This window comes from Streptomyces sp. Z423-1, assembly GCF_013009255.1.
Taxonomy (GTDB): Bacteria; Actinomycetota; Actinomycetes; order Streptomycetales; family Streptomycetaceae; genus Streptomyces; species Streptomyces gossypiisoli.
The window spans coordinates 4,126,471-4,143,425 of the sequence record NZ_CP053109.1 but is presented as its reverse complement, the minus strand read 5'-3'; the positions used below and the strand labels follow the sequence as shown (position 1 = coordinate 4,143,425).

Below are 16,955 nucleotides of genomic sequence, written 5' to 3'. Positions count from 1 at the left end.
TGCTGAGCGGGAAAAGCCCGTGCCTCATGAGCCCCGGAAGAGGAGCTGATCGTGATCCCCGGTGGTGGCCAGCCCAACATGCAGCAGCTGCTGCAGCAGGCCCAGAAGATGCAGCAGGACCTGGCGAAGGCCCAGGAGGAACTGGCGCAGACCGAGGTCGACGGCCAGGCGGGCGGCGGCCTGGTGCAGGCCACGGTCACCGGCGCCGGTGAGCTGCGCGCGCTGCGGATCGACCCGAAGGCGGTGGACCCGGAGGACACCGAGACGCTCGCCGACCTGATCGTGGCGGCGGTGCACGCGGCCAACGAGAACGCCCAGACCCTTCAGCAGCAGAAGCTGGGCCCGCTGGCCCAGGGCCTGGGCGGCGGCGGTATCCCGGGACTGCCCTTCTAAGTCGGGCCGCGGGAAACTACCGTACGTACTGAACGACACCCAGGAAGGGCGGCAGTCCGTTGTACGAAGGCGTGGTCCAGGACCTCATCGACGAACTGGGGCGGCTGCCCGGCGTCGGTCCCAAGAGCGCCCAGCGGATCGCCTTCCATGTGCTGCAGGCGGAGCCGGCGGACGTCCGTCGGCTCGCGCACGCCCTTCTGGAGGTCAAGGCGAAGGTCCGGTTCTGCGCCACCTGCGGCAATGTCGCCCAGGAGGAGCTGTGCGGGATCTGCCGCGACAGCCGCCGCGATCCGGCGGTGATCTGTGTGGTCGAGGAACCCAAGGACGTCGTCGCCATCGAGCGCACGCGTGAGTTCCGCGGCCGCTACCACGTGCTGGGTGGCGCGATCAGCCCGATCGAGGGCGTGGGCCCGGACGACCTGCGTATCCGAGAGCTTCTCGCGAGGTTGGCCGACGGGACGGTCACGGAGCTCATCCTGGCCACGGACCCGAATCTGGAGGGCGAGGCCACCGCGACGTACCTTGCCCGCATGATCAAGCCCATGGGCCTGAAGGTCACCCGCCTGGCCAGCGGCCTCCCGGTGGGTGGCGACCTGGAATACGCGGACGAGGTGACCCTCGGTCGCGCCTTCGAGGGGAGACGACTCCTAGATGTCTGACGCCACGCTGCACTCCACGACGCAGGACCCGGACGACTTCGCGGTCCAGATCGCGGACCAGGTAGAGAGTTTCCTGGTCGCCGTCACCGAGGTGGCCAGGGGCGACGAGCCGGACTCGGCCGTCCCCTTCCTCCTCCTGGAGGTCTCCCAACTCCTGCTGGCCGGCGGCCGCCTGGGCGCCCACGAGGACATCGTCCCCGACGAGCGCTACGAGCCCGACTTGGGCCCCGAGCCCGACGTCGACGAACTCCGCGAGAACCTCGCCCGGTTGCTGGAGCCGATCGACATCTACTCCGAGGTCTTCGACCCCTACGAGCCCCGCAAGGCCCGCGTCCCGGCCCGTATCTCCGACGACCTGGCCGACGTCATCACCGACCTGCGCCACGGCATGGCCCACTACCGCGCGGGCCGCACCACGGAGGCCCTGTGGTGGTGGCAGTTCTCCTACTTCTCCAACTGGGGCTCCACGGCGTCCGCCACCCTGCGCGCGCTCCAGTCGGTCGTCGCCCACGTCCGCCTCAACCAGCCCCTGGAGGAACTGGACGGCCTGGACACCGACCAGGGGATGATGGGCGACGAAACGCTGGAGTTCGAGGCCGGGAAGGTCATGGCGGAGGAGATCGCCGGGCCGCTGGGGCTGCGCGAGGCGCGGTAGCGACCGAGCCGGACCCTCGGTACTCAGGGTGCCGCTCCCTACTGGCGGTGCGCCACGGCACGACGTCCGGGTGAGGTTCGCCCGGCCAGGGATCGGCGGCTGTCACCCAGCGCCTGTCCGGCGGATCAGGCCGGGTCCGGTTCAGATCGGGACGGCGGTGCCCGTGACGCCGATGCCGCTGCCGGGCTCGGCCGGGACCGACACCGTGATGGTGCTGGGCCGTCCCATGTCCGCGCCCTGGTGGACCGTGACCGTGGCCGGCGTGGGCACGAGGCGGTGTTCTCTGAGGTAGCCGCCGAGTGCTGCGGCCGCCGCGCCGGTGGCCGGGTCCTCGACGACACCGCCGGGCGGGAAGGGGTTGCGGGCGTGGAAGACCGTTGCCGACTCCCGCCAGACCAGGTCGACGGTGGCCCAGCCCTTGCGGGCCATGAGCGCGGCGAGCGCCGGCATGTCGTAGTCCAGGTCGGCCAGGCGACCGCGGTCGGCGGCGGCGATCACCGGATGCCAGGCGCCGGCGTATGCGGCGCGGGGCGGCAGTGCCGGGTCGAGGTCCTCGGCGGGCCAGCGCAGCGCCGTCAGGAGTTCGGTCAGGTCGTCCTGGGGGATGGGTGCCGTCCGGGGCTCGACGCTCACCAGGGAGGCCACCAGGGAGCCGTCCGCGTGGGCGGCGGTGGTGACGGTCACCGGACCGGCCTTGGTGCGCAGCCGCAGGGTTCCGGGACCATGCCGGTCCGCGTAGGCGACTGCGGTCGCGATCGTGGCGTGGCCACAGAACGGCACCTCGGTGAGCGGACTGAAATACCGGATACCGAGGGTGCCGTCAGCGGACGGCAGTACGAACGCCGTCTCCGAGTAGCCGACGTCGGCCGCCGTCGCCAGCATCGTCGCCTCGTCGACCCCGGTGGCGTCCAGCACGACACCCGCTGGGTTGCCTCCCGCGGGGTCGGCGGCGAAAGCTACGTATCGCAGAACCTCCATCCGCCGACCGTAGCGGCGCGGGGCGCCGAACGCCAATGGTTTCAAAGGGCATTGAGGGCGGCTCAGCCCCAGGTCAGCAGGTCCCATGCTTGGACAAACCCTGTCCCCGCCCTGCACGCCCGCTGGACGGGCCCTAACCAGTGCAAAGCGAGTCTTGAGTCACTCCCGCAGCGCAGGTCGCTGAAGGAGCAACTCCTCTCACTTGCACTGGAGATGCGATGACCCGCAAGACCCGTATACGTGCCGCCGTCGTCACCGCCACCGCGCTCGTCGCCAGCGCCACCGTCACCGCCGGAGTCGGTGTCGCCGGTCCGTGGTGGGGTGGTGACCACAAGCGGCCCACCAAGGCGGAGATCGCCGGTCTGTTCGACGACTGGAACGCCGCCCTGCAGACCGGTGACGCGGAGAAGGTCGCGGACCTGTACGCGAAGGACGCGGTGCTGCTGCCCACCGTGTCCAACAAGGTCCGTACCGACCGCGCCGGCATCGTCGACTACTTCGAGCACTTCCAGGCGAACAAGCCGGTCGGCAAGAAGATCGAGACGCACATCAACATCCTCGACAACAACTCCGCCCTCGACGCCGGCGTGTACCAGTTCGCCCTCACCGACCACGAGACCGGCGAGAAGAGCACGGTCACCGCCCGCTACACCTACGAGTACGAGAAGCGCGGCGGCGAGTGGCGGATCGTCAACCACCACTCCTCTGCGATGCCCGAAGGCTGATCGACACACAGAGCCCGCCTCCGGGGGCGTCCGTGAGGGTCGCGGTCCCGCCGTCGTCGGTGACCAACTGCTTGACGACCGCGAGACCGAGGCCGGAGCCGGACTTGCCCGTGAGGCCCCTGCCCCGCCAGAAACGGTCGAAGGCCCGGGACTTGTCGGCGTCCGACATGCCGGGTCCCTCGTCCAGGACGGCGACCGTCACTTCGTCGCCCCTGTGCTCCACCCGGACGGTGATCGTCCCGCCGTCCGGTGACACCTCCAGGGCGTTCGAGAGCACGTTGTCCAGCACCTGGTCCAGATGACCGGGGCTGGCCAGCACCAGCGGCCGGCCGCCGGCATTCCCCCTGAGCGCGATGGTGACTCCGCGCTCGTCGGCGGCCGGTCTCCACACCGCGAGGCGCTCCTGAACGATGTCCATCAGGGGAAGCGACTCGGCGTCCGTCACCTTCGCCTCGGCCCGCGCCAGCACCAGCAGGCCGTTGACCAGCCGGCTCATCCGGACCACCTCGGCCGTCGCCTGCTCCACGTCCTCCCGGACGAAGTCGTCGTCCACACCGTCCGCGATGTTGTCCAGGGACAGCCGCAACGCGGTCAAGGGGGTCCTGAGCTGGTGCGATGCGTCCGCCACGAAGATGCGCTGGGCCGCGATGAGAGTGTCCAGGCGTTCCGCGCCCTGGTTGAGGGTGCGGGCCAGCGTCTGGGTCTCGGGTGGGCCGGTCACCGGGGAGCGGGCCGTCAGATCGCCGTCGCTGAATCTGCTCGCCATGTCGTTGAGCTGGCGCAGCGGACGCGTGATGCGGCGGGCGGCCGCGACGCCGATCAGGGCGGCGACGCCCAGGACGGCCACCGCGAGGCCGGCCCGGAAGCCCCAGATGGTCCACAGGCGGTGGGTCATCTGGGCGGTCGAGAACGTGATGCGGACGGCGCCGACGACCTCGCCGCCGTCGCGCGCGTGGGCGGGAACCGTGACCACCAGCTCCGGCCCCCAGACGAAGGAGGAGCCCCAGTCGGTGGTGACCCGGTCCTCGTCGAGGGCCCTGTTCAGGGCCGCGTCCTGGTCCGGGCGGGGCAGGGGCGGCGCGCACTCCGGAGTGGTGGTCGTCTGGACCGCGCGCGTCTCGCCGTCGTCGTCGTACGCCCGGGCCATCCGCTCCAGGGCCAGGCACGAGGCCGGGTCGCCGTTGCCCAGCAGCACCGCCATGGTCGCGGCCTTGCGCTGCACGGAGTCACTGGTGTCGTCCCGCAACTGGTTGGTGAGGGAGAACGCCACCGGCACGGTGAACAGGGCGATGGCGATCGCGACGAGCAGGATGTAACTGCGGACGAGCTGGCGGATCATCGGCCGCTGCCGCCGTTTCCACCGCTGCCGCCGTTTGCGCCGCCGTTCTCGACGATCTCCAGCCGGAAGCCCACCCCCCGCACCGCCTCGATCGTGATCGCCCCGGCCAGCTTCCGCCGCAGCGCCGCCACATGGACGTCCAGGGTCTTGGTCGGCCCGAACCAGTTCGCGTCCCAGACGGCCTCCATGATCTGCTCCCGCGACATCAGCGCCCCCGGCTCCTCGGTGAGGAAGGCCAGCAGGTCGTACTCCTTGGGCGCGAGCGCGATCTCCTCGCCGTCGAGGCGGACGCGGGCCGCCTTGCGGTCGATCGTCAGGCGCGGGCCGTACCGGTCGGGGCCGGACTCCGCGGGCGTACGAGGCTTCAGGCGCCGCATCACCGCTCGTATCCGCGCGATGACCTCCCGCACCCCGAACGGCTTGGACACATAATCGTCGGCGCCCAGCTCCAGTCCGACCACCCGGTCCGTCTCGTCGCTGCGGGCGCTGATCACGATGATCGGGACGTCACCGCGCTCGCGCAGCGCCTTGCAGACGTCGAGGCCGTCGGTGTCGGGCAGCCCGAGATCGAGGAGTACGACGTCGTAGGGACCCTGGTGGGCGAGGGCGGCGCCGCCCGTCGTCACCCACTCGACCTCGAAGCCGTACCGCTTGAGGCCGCGCCGGAGCGACTCGGCGACCGGCTCGTCGTCTTCCACCAGAAGTACTCGCACGGCGGCACCCTAGTGCTTGAAACTTAATCGACAGAGGCGCTTGTGACCCGCGGCACTTTTCCGAGTGCCATCAGCACATGCGGGCATATGCAGTCCGAGAACGAGCGGCCGGACATCTCACCATGCGATACCTGGGAAGGGAATTTCGGACGCTCGTTAAACTGAGCCGACACACACGGACTGAGCGAGGAGCGCACGTGGGCCTTGTCGTGCAGAAGTACGGAGGCTCCTCCGTAGCCGATGCCGAGGGCATCAAGCGCGTCGCCAAGCGGATCGTGGAAGCCAAGAAGAACGGCCACCAGGTGGTCGCCGTGGTTTCCGCGATGGGCGACACGACGGACGAGCTGATCGATCTCGCCGAGCAGGTTTCCCCGATCCCTGCCGGGCGCGAGCTCGACATGCTGCTGACCGCCGGAGAGCGAATCTCCATGGCCCTGCTGGCGATGGCGATCAAAAACCTGGGCCACTCGGCCCAGTCCTTCACCGGCAGCCAGGCAGGTGTCATCACCGACTCGGTCCACAACAAAGCCCGGATCATCGATGTCACGCCGGGCCGGATCCGGGACTCGCTGGACGAGGGCAACATCGCCATCGTCGCCGGTTTCCAGGGCGTCAGCCAGGACACCAAGGACATCACCACGCTGGGGCGCGGTGGCTCCGACACCACGGCGGTCGCGCTGGCGGCCGCGCTCGACGCCGAGGTCTGTGAGATCTACACGGACGTCGACGGGGTGTTCACCGCCGACCCGCGCGTGGTGAAGAAGGCCCGGAAGATCGACTGGATCTCCTTCGAGGACATGCTGGAGCTGGCCTCGTCCGGGTCGAAGGTGCTGCTCCACCGCTGTGTGGAGTACGCCCGCCGCTACAACATCCCGATCCACGTCCGGTCGTCCTTCAGCGGACTGCAGGGCACCTGGGTCAGCAGCGAGCCGATCGAGCAAGGGGAAAAGCAGGTGGAGCAGGCCATCATCTCCGGTGTCGCGCACGACACCTCCGAGGCCAAGATCACGGTCGTCGGCGTGCCGGACAAGCCGGGCGAGGCCGCCGCGATCTTCCGCACGATCGCCGACGCCGAGATCAACATCGACATGGTCGTGCAGAACGTGTCCGCCGCCTCCACGGGCCTGACGGACATCTCCTTCACGCTGCCGAAGACCGAGGGCCGCAAGGCCATGGACGCGCTGGAGAAGAACAAGGGCGGCATCGGCTTCGACTCGCTGCGCTACGACGACCAGATCGGCAAGATCTCGCTCGTGGGCGCCGGGATGAAGACCAACCCGGGCGTCACGGCGGCCTTCTTCGAGGCGCTGAGCGGCGCGAGCGTGAACATCGAGCTGATCTCGACCTCCGAGATCCGTATCTCGGTCGTCACCCGCGCCGACGACGTGCCCGAGGCCGTGCGCGCCGTGCACACCGCCTTCGGACTCGACTCCGACAGCGACGAGGCCGTCGTCTACGGAGGCACCGGGCGATGACCGTATACGGAGGCACCGGGCGATGACCAGGCCCTGCCGTCACCTTCCCGCCTGCCGCGCGGCGCCTGGCACGCACGCTCGCCGCGTTGCCGGAGTGCCCACGTGACTCCGCCACGCGGACACTCCGGCGCCTTGCGATCGCACGCACCAGGCGCCGCGCGGCCCGCCCTCCGGGCGGACGACGGGAAGGTGACGGCAGGACCTGGACCGACGCTCGCGGTCGTGGGAGCGACCGGAGCCGTCGGCACGGTACTGCTCCAGATCCTGTCCCAGCACGCGGACATCTGGGGCGAGATCCGTCTTGTCGCCTCGCCCCGCTCGGCCGGCCGCAAGCTGGCCGTGCGCGGCGAGGAGGTCGAGGTGGTGGCCCTGTCCGAGGAGGTCTTCGACGGGGTCGACGTCGCCCTGTTCGACGTACCCGACGAGGTCGCCGCGCACTGGGCGCCGATCGCCGCCGCCAAGGGCGCGGTGGTCGTGGACAACTCCGCCGCCTTCCGGATGGCCCCGGACGTGCCGCTGGTCGTGCCGGAGGTCAATCCGCACACGGCGCGGGTCCGGCCGCGCGGGATCATCGCCAACCCGAACTGCACCACACTGTCGATGATCGTCGCCCTGGGCGCGCTGCACGCCGAGTTCGGGCTGCGCGAGCTGGTGGTGTCGTCGTACCAGGCGGTGAGCGGCGCCGGGCAGGCGGGCGTTCGGACCCTGCGCGAGCAGCTGTCCCTGGTGGCCGGTACGGAGCTGGGGACCAGCCCCGGTGACGTACGGCGGGCCGTGGGGGACAACACCGGGCCGTTCCCGGAGCCGGTCGCGCTGAACGTCGTACCGTGGGCCGGGTCCCTGCGGGAGGACGGCTGGTCGTCGGAGGAGATGAAGGTGCGGGACGAGTCCCGCAAGATCCTCGGTCTGCCGACGCTGCCGGTCGCCGTGACCTGCGTCCGGGTGCCGGTGGTGACCGCGCACTCGCTGACCCTGCACGCCCGCTTCGAGAACGAGGTGACGGTGGACCGGGCGCGGGAGATCCTCGCCACGGCGCCGGGTGTCGTGCTGTGCGACGATCCGGCGGCCGGGGAGTTCCCGACGCCCGCCGACGTGGTGGGCACCGATCCGACCTGGGTCGGGCGGGTGCGGCGGGCGCTCGACGATCCGACGGCGCTCGAACTCTTCGTGTGCGGGGACAATCTGCGCAAGGGCGCCGCGCTGAACACCGCTCAGATCGCGGAGCTGGTGGCGGCCGAGATGTTCTGAGTGAAAATTGCCCCTGGCGATGTCCGGATCTGTTTGTAGGATCAACGTAAGGATTTCCTCCCCGTCACCCGCAACCGTGCGGAGGGCGGGGAGCGTCTATGCGGTCGCCCTTCCGGGGTGTGGGACGTGTTGATCCAAGGCGTGGGGACGCCGGTGGACGAGCGTGGGGACGCCCGTTCAGATGGAATATAGGGGAAGAGCGGGACGCATGAGGGCATATGAGGCACCGTCAGTCGTGCTGCCTGACGCGAGACGAAGAGTGACGTCCGGCACGTACAACCCTGACGGGTTCAGACGTGTCCAACTGGCGTGGCAGAGGTACTCGACTTCCCCGCGGTGGCCCACGGCGCGGCCCTACGGCCGCCCCGGCGGCCCGTCCGCACCCGCATGCCCGGTGCGCCCGGCGGCATGCCGGTGATCGCGCCCATGCCCGCAGCGCGGCCCGCCCGCATTCCCAGCCCGCGTGACGGCGCCGATGACGCCGTGGCTGCCGGCACCACCGTCGACCACCTCACCGAGACCTACCGCACGCACTACCGCTCGCTGCTCGGTCTCGCCGCGCTCCTCCTCGACGACACCGCCTCCTGCGAGGACGTCGTGCAGGAGGCCTTCATCCGCGTCCACTCGGCCCGAAAACGCGTCCGCGACCCCGAGAAGACCCTCGCCTATCTGCGCCAGACGGTCGTCAACCTCTCGCGCTCCGCGCTGCGCCGCCGCATCCTCGGGCTGAAGCTGCTGTCCAAGCCGATGCCGGACATGGCGAGCGCCGAGGAGGGGGCGTACGACCAGCTGGAGCGGGACTCCCTGATCAAGGCCATGAAGGGCCTGCAGCGCCGCCAGCGCGAGGTGCTGGTGCTGCGCTACTTCGCCGACATGACCGAGGCCCAGGTCGCCGAAACGCTCGGCATATCGCTGGGCTCGGTGAAGGCGTACGGCTCCCGCGGCATCGCCGCGCTGCGGATCGCCATGGAGGCGCCGGCATGACGAACGGCAAGGCGCACGAGCCGTACGAATGGCGTGAGCCGATCGAGGCGCACGACCAGGAGCCGAAGCACACGCACGCTGGGAACGGAACTGTGAACGACCGCCTCGACGACCAGAGCTCCGAGGGGCTCGACTCGGACGAGCTGGCACTGCGCAGGATGCTGCACCAGGCGGTGCAGGACATCGAACCGCGCGACGGCACGCTGGACCACCTGCGGCGGGCGGTGCCCGCACGCCGCGCACGCAAGCGGCAGGCCGCCGTCGGCATGGCGGCCGCGGCGCTGTTCGTCTGCACCGCCGTACCCGCCCTCGTGCACGTCTCCAACTCCACCGGCCCCCACGCCAACCCCACCATCGCCGGTCACGGCGCGCACGCGCAGGGCGGCGCGAGCGAGGGCCTGAGCACCGAGGGCACGGGCGACACCTCGGGCGGTTCCACCGGCACGGCGGAGAACAAGGACAAGGCCGGCCCGACCGCGAACGAGAGCCCCGACTCCACCCCGAGCAGCGGTGTCGTCGACGACACCACCGACGAGGTCTACCCCTCGGCGACCAACGCGGTCGCCGCCCCGGTGTGTACGGCGGCCCAGCTCGGCTCGGCCACCGCGACCGCCGACGTCCCCGACTCCGCCGGCACGGTGTACGGCACGTTCCGGATCACCAACGTCTCCACCGCCGGCTGCACCGTCGGCGGCGCCGGCGCGGTGACCCCGCTCGCGCAGGGCGCGGCAGACGCCACCAAGATCAGCGTCGCCGCGCACACGGCGGACGACGCGGCGACCGGCCTGCCCGACCCGGCCAAGGAAGTCCCGCAGCTGGTGCTGGAGCCGGGGGCGGCGTACGAGGTGAGGTTCGCCTGGGTGCCCTCGGCGACGTGCCCCACCGGCAACACCGGCAACACCGGCGGCACCGCCGGCCCCTCGCCCGACGCGTCGCCCAGCACGGACGCGGGCACCTCCAACGAGGGCAGCTCCACGGGTGGCGACACGGGTACGTCGACGCAGCTGATGACCGAGGAGGGCACGAAGGGCGGAAGCGTCGTCGTCTCCTACACGGCGGAGCCGGGAGCGCCGACGGTGTCGGCGACGGTGTCGAACGCGTGCGCGGGGACGGTCTACCGGACGGGCGTGCTGTCGGCCTCGTAGGTGGTGGCCGCGTCCGCGGCGAGGAGCCCCATCTCGGCGTCCCGCGCGAACTCCACCTCACGGCGGAACAACCGGAACCACATGAAGACCACGAACCCGGCGAAGACGAACCACTCCCCGGTGTACCCCAGGTTCTGGAAGGCCTTCAGGTCGAGCCCGGTGTCCGGGGCCGCGCTCACCGGCACGGCCTTCATCCCGGAGTCGCCCTTGTTCAGCGTGACCCAGGCGTCGTAGACGTCGTACGGCACCAGGTTCACGAGTGAGGCCGCGCTGATCGCCGCCGTCTGGCCCTCGGGCAGTCCGCCGCGCGCGCTGACGCCGTTCTCACCGGGGTTCTCGGAGGCCTGGAGCGCACCGGTGACGGTCACCTCACCGCTGGGCGGGGCGGGCGCCTTCGCGGCGTCCGGCTCACCGGGCAGCCAGCCCCGTACGACGGGCAGGGCCTTGCCGCCGTCGGTGTGCAGCAGGGTCAGCACGTAGTAGCCCCGCCTGCCGTCCAGCTCCCGGTCCGGCACGAGCAACTGCTCCCCGTACCGCCCGCTGACCCTCGTCTGGTCGCCGGTGGTCACCTTGTCCACCGGCAGCAACGCGTCCAGCGGCCGGGCGGCCCCCTTCTTGTCCGAGGCGACCTGTTCCTCGGCGCTGCGATGATCCTCGACGCGTGCCTCGAACCGGCTCAGCTGCCACGACCCCATGAACACGCAGAAGGGGATGGCGAGCAGCACGAAGACGTTGATCCCCCACCATCGGGGCGTCAGCAGAAACCGGTACACGCCCTCAAAGGTACGGGGTGGGGGGAGCGGTGGGGCGCCGGGGTCCCGAAGTTATCCACAGGCTGGGGACCCTGGCAGCGCGATGTCGGTGTGAGCGGGCAGTATGGGGTCATGACTGAGAGCAACAGGTCCCCCTCGCCCGAGCGGCGCGAGGACATGCCGGACTGGGAGAAGCGCTTCCGGGCGCCGCGGGTGTCGCTGCCCGACTGGGCGGAGGACGCCCCCGACCGCTCCTTGTTCGTGTCGAACGCGACGGGGACGTACGAGCTGTACGCCTGGGATCGCGCGACGGGTGAGCAGCGCCAGGTGACGAACCGGCCGAACGGCACGACGGACGGTGTGCTCTCCCCGGACGGCGAGTGGATCTGGTGGTTCGACGACAAGGACGGCGACGAGTTCGGCGTCTGGCGCCGGCAGCCCTTCGCGGGAGGCGAGGACGAGCTGGCCGTGCCGGGGCTGGATCCGTCCTATCCGGCGGGACTGGCGCTCGGGCGGGACGGGCGTACGGCGGTGGTGGGGCGGTCCACCGACGAGGACGGTACGACGATCCATCTCGCGCGCGTGACCGAGGCGCCGGTGCAGCTGTACCGGCACCGCGAGTCGGCGGGCGTCGGCGATATGTCCCACGACGGCTCACTGATCGCCGTCGAGCACACCGAGCACGGAGACGCCATGCACTCCGCGCTGCGCGTGCTGCGCCCCGACGGCACGACGGTCGCCGAGCTCGACGACACCAAGGGCGGCACGGTCGAGCTGGGCCTGGAGGTGCTCGGCTTCGCGCCGGTCCACGGGGACACCCGGCTGCTCGTCGGGCACCAGCGGCGCGGCCGCTGGGAGCCGCTGGTGTGGGACGTCGCCACGGGCGAGGAGACCGACCTGGCGCTGGAGCTGCCGGGTGACGTGAGCGCCGAGTGGTATCCGGACGGCTCGGGGCTGCTGATCGGGCACAGCTACGAGGCGCGCGGCGAACTGTTCCGCTACGACCTGCGCACGCGCGAACTGGTGAAGGTCCCGACCCCGACCGGCACGGTGCCGGGGGCGACGGCCCGGCCGGACGGCAGCGTGGAGTACCTGTGGTCGTCGGCGGCCGAGCCGTCGTCCGTGCGCTCGACGGCGGGTGGCGTGGTGCTCGACCCTCCGGGCCTGAAGTCGCCGGGCTCGGTGCCGGTGGAGGACGTGTGGGTGGAGGGGCCCGGGGGGCGTATCCACGCGCTGGTGCAGAAGCCGGTGGGGGCCACCGGTCCGCTGCCGACCGTCTTCGACATCCACGGCGGCCCGACCTGGCACGACAGTGACTCGTTCGCGGCGGGCCCGGCGGCCTGGGTCGACCACGGGTACGCGGTCGTCCGGGTCAACTACCGGGGCTCGACGGGCTACGGCCGGGCCTGGACGGACGCGCTGAAGCACCGGGTCGGCCTGATCGAGCTGGAGGACATCGCGGCGGTCCGCCAATGGGCGATCGGCTCCGGGCTGGCGGACCCGGACCGGCTGATCCTGACCGGCGGTTCCTGGGGCGGGTACCTCACGCTCCTCGGCCTCGGCACCCAGCCCGACGCATGGACGCTGGGCATCGCCGCGGTCCCGGTGGCCGACTACGTCACCGCGTACCACGACGAGATGGAAGCGCTGAAGGCCATGGACCGCACGCTGCTCGGCGGCACCCCGGAGGAGGTCCCGGAGCGCTTCGAGGCGTCGTCGCCACTGACGTACGTGGACCGGGTCAAGGCGCCGGTGTACATCTCCGCGGGCGTCAACGACCCGCGCTGCCCGATCCGCCAGATCGAGAACTACGTCAAGCGCCTTCAGGCGCGCGGCGTGGTCCACGAGGTCTACCGCTACGACGCGGGGCACGGCTCACTGGTCGTCGACGAGCGGATCAAGCAGGTGCGGCTGGAGCTGGACTTCGCGGAGAGACACCTCAAGGGCAGGGGGAATTGACGGATCCTGGCTCACCGAGGCGCGTGAGTGGCCCGCCGCGGCCCGGCAGGCCCCTCACGCCCCGGCCGAGGGCCCCTCACGCCCCCGCCCGATCCCGTCGCCTCCGCCCCAGCAGCTCCGCGAGCCCGCGTCGGGTCGCCGCCAGCACCACCCGGTCCTCGGCGCGCAGGACGTACGTGGGCGGCAGGTCCCACACGAGGTCCGAGGTCGGCCCGGGCATGCCCCGGCCGTCCGTGTCCGTCGGGCTCGTCGCCAGGTCCGGCCGGCGTTCGTCCGGGGCCGCCGTGTCCAGGGCGAGCACCCGCCAGGAACCGGCCCGGAATGCGTCGGCCACCGTCTTCCCCTCCAGCTGCCGGATGCCCCGCACCTCCACGGCCGCGAACAGCAGCACCCGCCGCTCGACCGGGATCGCCCCCAGCACCTGCCGCCCCATCATCGCCCCCGCGAACGAGGGCGCCGCGAGATGCGTGACGCTGCGGCTGCGGGTGAGCGCCCGGGGGTGCGCGGCGCGCAGGGTGCGGTAGACGGCGGCGGCGAAGTCGTCGTCGTAGAGGCGGAGTACGACCCGCAGGTCGGGGCGGACGGAGCGGGCGTAGAGGACGGCCTCCAGGTTCGTCGTGTCGGCGCTGGTCAGCGCGAGCAGCGTGCTCGCGCGCTGGATCTTCGCGGCCTCCAGGACGCCCTCCTGCGTGACGTCCCCGAGGACCACCGGCACCCGCAGCCGCCGGGCCGTCGCCATGCCCCGGGCCTCGGGATCGGCCTCGACGCAGACCACCGGGATGTCCAGTTCGCGCAGCCGGGTCAGCACACGGGTGCCGATCTTGCCCAGGCCGAGCAGGACGACATGCCCGCTCAGCCCGCGCGGCGGCCTGCGCAGCGCGGACACGCTCCGGAAGGTGCCGAGGGCCTCCAGTACGGCGGCCAGCAGCACCGGCAGCAGCAGTAACCCGACGACGGCGGAGAGGAGTTGGAGGACCTGGCGGCCGATCGAGGCGTCGATCGCCGGGTCGTCGATGCCCAGGATGTCGAGCAGCGTGAGATAGGCCGCGTGCAGCGGATGGTGGCCGGTGACGACGGTCAGCGCGATCGCCAAGGCCACCACGGCCCCCACCAGACCGGCGAGCGACCAGCGCAGCCGCCGGGAGAACAGGGAGGCGAACGGCGGTACGACACCGACCGCGCGTCCGGCGGACCGGGCTGAGCCGGCGTACGACACCTGTTCCAGGACGATCGTGCCACGCCCGGTGGCCGCCGCGACCTCCTCCGCGTCCGGCAGCAGCCGGGGCCCGCTCTCCCCGCTGCCCTCCGACCCGTCGGCACCGGCGGGATCGCTGCTCGTCGCCGACAGCAGCGCCAGCGTGCACAGCCCCGGATCGGCGACCTGACCCGGCGCCGGGGGCGTCCGCTCCACCGCGCGCAGCAGCAGCCCGTCGGTCTGGACGACCTTGCTGGTGCCGACGACGGCGGTCGCGGCCAGCGCGGGCGCGGCGGTGTCGGCGTCGGACAGCACGGTCGTGGCGGCGTCGAAGCCGCTCGTCCCGTACGCGTCGCCGGTCGCCAACGCGGCGGCCTGGTCGAGGAGTTCCTCGATGTGCTGGCCCAGCCGCCGGTTGTACAGGCGCAGGACGAGCCGCAGCCGGGGGTTGAGGCGGCGGGCGGTGAGGGCGGCGCGGATGTTGGTCTCGTCGTCGTCGTACACGAGCGCCAGCGCGGTCGCCCGCTCCGCGCCCGCGTCGGCGAGCACGGCCTCGGTCGGCTCGGCGGCCTCCACGAGCCGCACGTTGCCGCCCGCTTCGCCGTTCGCCAAGGAGCCGTTGCCCGCCGCCCGGCCCGCCGCATTCACCATCCGGTCCAGCAGCGCCGCCGACGCGGCCCGGGCCCGTCCGGCGACCGGCTGGGGCGCCCGGCGCTCGGAGGGCGGCACGACGAGGGTCACCTGCTCCTCGTACACACCCCTGAGTTCGGCCGCGAGCCGGTGCGCGAGCCCGTCGTCGCCGCACACCACCATGTGTGCGGGCGCGTCGCCCGGCCGGCCCTGATTCGGAACGCTCGCCACGAGGGAAAAGACTGCCCCAAAGGGAAGGATGGTTCCAGCAACTGATTGAACGTCTGTTCCGGGTCGGCCGTATCGAAGGGGAGGCACCCCGCGCACCGGAGGACCGACCCGTGGCCGTCACCGTCCCCAAGTCACCACCCCCGCCCCCGCCCCCAGTCCGTGAGCAGGACGACGGCTGGCACCTCAGCTCCCCCCTGGTCCTCACCGTCACCCTGCTCCTCCTGCTGCTCGCCCAGGCCCCGATCCGCCGGGCGCTGTCCGCGCCGGTGATGCAGAGCTGGACGACGGTGTTCGTCGCGGTGGTCGTGCAGGCGCTGCCGTTCCTGGTGCTCGGGGTGCTGCTGTCGGCGGCCGTCGCCGTGTTCGTACCGGCGTCCGTCTTCGCCCGCGCGCTCCCGGCCCGGCCCGCCGCGGCGGTACCGGTCGCTGGACTGGCGGGCGCGGTGGTCCCCGGCTGCGAGTGCGCGTCGGTGCCGGTGGCGGGGGCGCTGATGCGGCGGGGCGTCACCCCGGCGGCCGCGCTGGCGTTCCTGCTCGCCGCGCCCGCGATCAACCCGATCGTGCTGACCGCGACCGCGGTCGCCTTCCCGGGCCAACCCGAGATGGTCCTGGCCCGTTTCGTCGCGAGCCTGGCCGTGGCGTGCGCGATGGGCTGGCTGTGGCAGCGGCTCGGCCGCGCCGACTGGCTGCGTCCACCGGCGCGTCCGGGGTACGAGGGGCAGGGGAGGGGAGCGGCGTTCTGGGGGTCGGTGCGGCACGACGTGATGCACGCGGGCGGGTTCCTGGTGATCGGCGCGATGGCGGCCGCGACGCTGAAGGCGGTCGTGCCCGAGCCGTGGCTGCGGGCGGCGGCGGACAACCCGGTGGTGGCGGTGCTCGCCCTCGCCGTACTGGCTGTCCTGCTGTCGATCTGCTCGGAGGCGGACGCGTTCGTGGCGGCGTCGCTGACGCAGTTCTCGCCGACGGCCCGGCTGGCGTTCCTGGTGGTGGGGCCGATGGTCGACCTGAAGCTGTTCGCCATGCAGGCGGGCACATTCGGCCGCGGCTTCGCCCTCCGCTTCGCACCGGCGACCTTCGCCGTCGCGGTCGGTGTGTCCGCCCTGACCGGGGCGGTGCTGCTGTGAACCGGCACGCGCAGGCGGCGGTGCTGTGCCTGCTCGGCGCGTCCCTGGTGCACGCGGGGGCGACGGATCTGTCGCTGCGGTACGTCAAGTCCGGGCTGCGGCCGTTGCTGGTGGTGGCAGGGGTGGTGCTGGTCGCGGCGGCGGTGGCGACGGTGTGGTACGAACGCCGGCACCCGGCGTCCGGTCACCACCACGAACCCCGCGTCTCCTGGCTGCTGTTGCTGCCCGTCCTCGCGCTCGTCCTGATCGCCCCGCCGGCACTCGGCTCGTACAGCGCGATGCGCGCCGGTACGTCCCTTCAGGAGCCCCCGGCCTACCCGCCGCTGCCCGCCGGTGACCCCGTCCGCCTCGGCCTGGCCGACTACGCGGCCCGGGCGGCGTACGACCACGGGCGCACGCTGCGCGACCGCGAGGTCAGGATCACGGGCTTCGTCGCGCTGGACCGGGCGGGAAACGCCTACCTGGTCCGCATCGCCCTCAACTGCTGCGCCGCCGACGGCCGTCCGGTCAAGGTCGGCCTGACCGGCCGGATCCCGCCGGTGCTGCAACCGGACGCCTGGCTGGAGATCACCGGCACGTACAGCCCCCGCCGGACGCGGGACCCGGTCAACGCCGGGCCGATCCCGTTCATCGAGGTCACCGCCGCCAAGCCGGTGCCGGCGCCCAGCGACCCGTACGACGAGAGCTGGAACAGCTGAGGAGGGGTGGGATGGCACCCGGGGCCCAGCCGCTCTGGTGAACTGACGATCC

General features: G+C 71.8%; 16 protein-coding genes. 11 read left to right on the top strand and 5 right to left on the bottom strand.

Features of this window, described 5'->3' with window-relative positions; genetic code table 11:
• Positions 1-51: 51 nt before the first annotated feature.
• Genes HJD23_RS18450 through HJD23_RS18440 form a run of 3 tightly spaced genes read left to right on the top strand, consistent with a single transcriptional unit; the run spans position 52 to position 1,707 of the window.
• A complete protein-coding gene (locus HJD23_RS18450) occupies positions 52-393 on the top strand; it encodes a YbaB/EbfC family nucleoid-associated protein (protein ID WP_141310988.1) in 342 nt (113 codons plus the stop codon).
• Between the two features lie 59 nt (positions 394-452).
• Positions 453-1,052, top strand: coding sequence for a recombination mediator RecR (recR, locus tag HJD23_RS18445; RefSeq protein WP_171109735.1), 600 nt, complete (start codon positions 453-455; stop codon positions 1,050-1,052).
• Positions 1,045-1,707, top strand: a complete 663-nt coding sequence (locus tag HJD23_RS18440; protein WP_171109734.1) for a DUF5063 domain-containing protein — start codon at positions 1,045-1,047, stop codon at positions 1,705-1,707. Before recR ends, HJD23_RS18440 begins: the two co-directional genes overlap by 8 nt.
• 141 nt (positions 1,708-1,848) lie before the next feature.
• On the opposite strand, the gene HJD23_RS18435 is transcribed toward HJD23_RS18440, so the two are convergent.
• Positions 1,849-2,685, bottom strand: coding sequence for a PhzF family phenazine biosynthesis isomerase (locus HJD23_RS18435; RefSeq protein WP_171109733.1), 837 nt, complete (start codon positions 2,683-2,685; stop codon positions 1,849-1,851).
• A 218-nt stretch (positions 2,686-2,903) separates the two neighbouring features.
• Between HJD23_RS18435 and HJD23_RS18430 the strand changes: the two genes are divergently transcribed.
• Positions 2,904-3,410 (top strand): SgcJ/EcaC family oxidoreductase, encoded by a 507-nt coding sequence (locus HJD23_RS18430; protein WP_171109732.1) that lies wholly within the window; start codon positions 2,904-2,906, stop codon positions 3,408-3,410.
• On the opposite strand, the gene HJD23_RS18425 is transcribed toward HJD23_RS18430, so the two are convergent.
• Together HJD23_RS18425 and HJD23_RS18420 are read right to left on the bottom strand one after the other, a co-directional pair.
• The gene (locus tag HJD23_RS18425; RefSeq protein WP_171109731.1) at positions 3,376-4,749 is read right to left on the bottom strand and encodes a HAMP domain-containing sensor histidine kinase; all 1,374 of its coding nucleotides are present in this window, start codon (positions 4,747-4,749) and stop codon (positions 3,376-3,378) included. The two genes, HJD23_RS18430 and HJD23_RS18425, sit on opposite strands and share 35 nt — an antisense overlap.
• Complete coding sequence (locus HJD23_RS18420; protein WP_171109730.1) at positions 4,746-5,462, bottom strand: response regulator transcription factor; 717 nt, start codon at positions 5,460-5,462, stop codon at positions 4,746-4,748. The genes HJD23_RS18425 and HJD23_RS18420 overlap by 4 nt, the downstream gene beginning before the upstream one ends.
• A 197-nt stretch (positions 5,463-5,659) precedes the next feature.
• On the opposite strand from HJD23_RS18420, the gene HJD23_RS18415 reads away from it, so the two are divergent.
• The 4 genes from HJD23_RS18415 to HJD23_RS18400 all read left to right on the top strand — a co-directional run bounded on the left by HJD23_RS18415 (position 5,660) and on the right by HJD23_RS18400 (position 10,314).
• Positions 5,660-6,937 (top strand): aspartate kinase, encoded by a 1,278-nt coding sequence (locus HJD23_RS18415; protein WP_171109729.1) that lies wholly within the window; start codon positions 5,660-5,662, stop codon positions 6,935-6,937.
• Positions 6,938-7,126: 189 nt separating this feature from the next.
• Entirely contained in the window at positions 7,127-8,185 is a 1,059-nt protein-coding gene (locus HJD23_RS18410; protein ID WP_171109728.1) for an aspartate-semialdehyde dehydrogenase, read from the top strand.
• A 387-nt stretch (positions 8,186-8,572) separates the two neighbouring features.
• A complete protein-coding gene (locus HJD23_RS18405) occupies positions 8,573-9,169 on the top strand; it encodes a SigE family RNA polymerase sigma factor (protein ID WP_171111600.1) in 597 nt (198 codons plus the stop codon).
• A complete protein-coding gene (locus HJD23_RS18400) occupies positions 9,166-10,314 on the top strand; it encodes a hypothetical protein (RefSeq protein ID WP_197973591.1) in 1,149 nt (382 codons plus the stop codon). Before HJD23_RS18405 ends, HJD23_RS18400 begins: the two co-directional genes overlap by 4 nt.
• On the opposite strand, the gene HJD23_RS18395 is transcribed toward HJD23_RS18400, so the two are convergent.
• Positions 10,284-11,087, bottom strand: coding sequence for an SURF1 family protein (locus tag HJD23_RS18395; protein WP_171109727.1), 804 nt, complete (start codon positions 11,085-11,087; stop codon positions 10,284-10,286). The genes HJD23_RS18400 and HJD23_RS18395 overlap by 31 nt on opposite strands.
• 111 nt (positions 11,088-11,198) lie before the next feature.
• On the opposite strand from HJD23_RS18395, the gene HJD23_RS18390 reads away from it, so the two are divergent.
• Positions 11,199-13,025 carry a prolyl oligopeptidase family serine peptidase gene (locus HJD23_RS18390; protein WP_171109726.1) on the top strand — a complete coding sequence of 609 codons (1,827 nt, stop codon included), beginning with the start codon at positions 11,199-11,201 and terminating at the stop codon, positions 13,023-13,025.
• A 76-nt stretch (positions 13,026-13,101) separates the two neighbouring features.
• Here HJD23_RS18390 and HJD23_RS18385 read toward each other — a convergent pair whose 3' ends face one another.
• Entirely contained in the window at positions 13,102-15,033 is a 1,932-nt protein-coding gene (locus tag HJD23_RS18385) for an NAD-binding protein (protein ID WP_171111597.1), read from the bottom strand.
• 242 nt (positions 15,034-15,275) lie between these two features.
• Between HJD23_RS18385 and HJD23_RS18380 the strand changes: the two genes are divergently transcribed.
• Both HJD23_RS18380 and HJD23_RS18375 read left to right on the top strand, forming a co-directional pair.
• On the top strand, positions 15,276-16,205 hold the full coding sequence (locus HJD23_RS18380; RefSeq protein WP_232108229.1) for a permease: 930 nt from the start codon (positions 15,276-15,278) through the stop codon (positions 16,203-16,205).
• Entirely contained in the window at positions 16,202-16,903 is a 702-nt protein-coding gene (locus tag HJD23_RS18375) for a TIGR03943 family protein (protein ID WP_171109724.1), read from the top strand. The genes HJD23_RS18380 and HJD23_RS18375 overlap by 4 nt, the downstream gene beginning before the upstream one ends.
• Positions 16,904-16,955: the final 52 nt, after the last annotated feature.

Excerpts from the sequence above, each read along its gene's own strand:
- HJD23_RS18440 (WP_171109734.1), top strand. The coding sequence starts at position 1,045 with ATGTCTGACGCCACGCTGCACTCCACGACGCAGGACCCGGACGACTTC.
- HJD23_RS18435 (WP_171109733.1), bottom strand. The coding sequence starts at position 2,685 with ATGGAGGTTCTGCGATACGTAGCTTTCGCCGCCGACCCCGCGGGAGGC.
- HJD23_RS18430 (WP_171109732.1), top strand. The coding sequence starts at position 2,904 with ATGACCCGCAAGACCCGTATACGTGCCGCCGTCGTCACCGCCACCGCG.
- HJD23_RS18425 (WP_171109731.1), bottom strand. The coding sequence starts at position 4,749 with ATGATCCGCCAGCTCGTCCGCAGTTACATCCTGCTCGTCGCGATCGCC.
- HJD23_RS18405 (WP_171111600.1), top strand. The coding sequence starts at position 8,573 with ATGCCCGGTGCGCCCGGCGGCATGCCGGTGATCGCGCCCATGCCCGCA.
- HJD23_RS18400 (WP_197973591.1), top strand. The coding sequence starts at position 9,166 with ATGACGAACGGCAAGGCGCACGAGCCGTACGAATGGCGTGAGCCGATC.
- HJD23_RS18390 (WP_171109726.1), top strand. The coding sequence starts at position 11,199 with ATGACTGAGAGCAACAGGTCCCCCTCGCCCGAGCGGCGCGAGGACATG.
- HJD23_RS18385 (WP_171111597.1), bottom strand. The coding sequence starts at position 15,033 with ATGGTGGTGTGCGGCGACGACGGGCTCGCGCACCGGCTCGCGGCCGAA.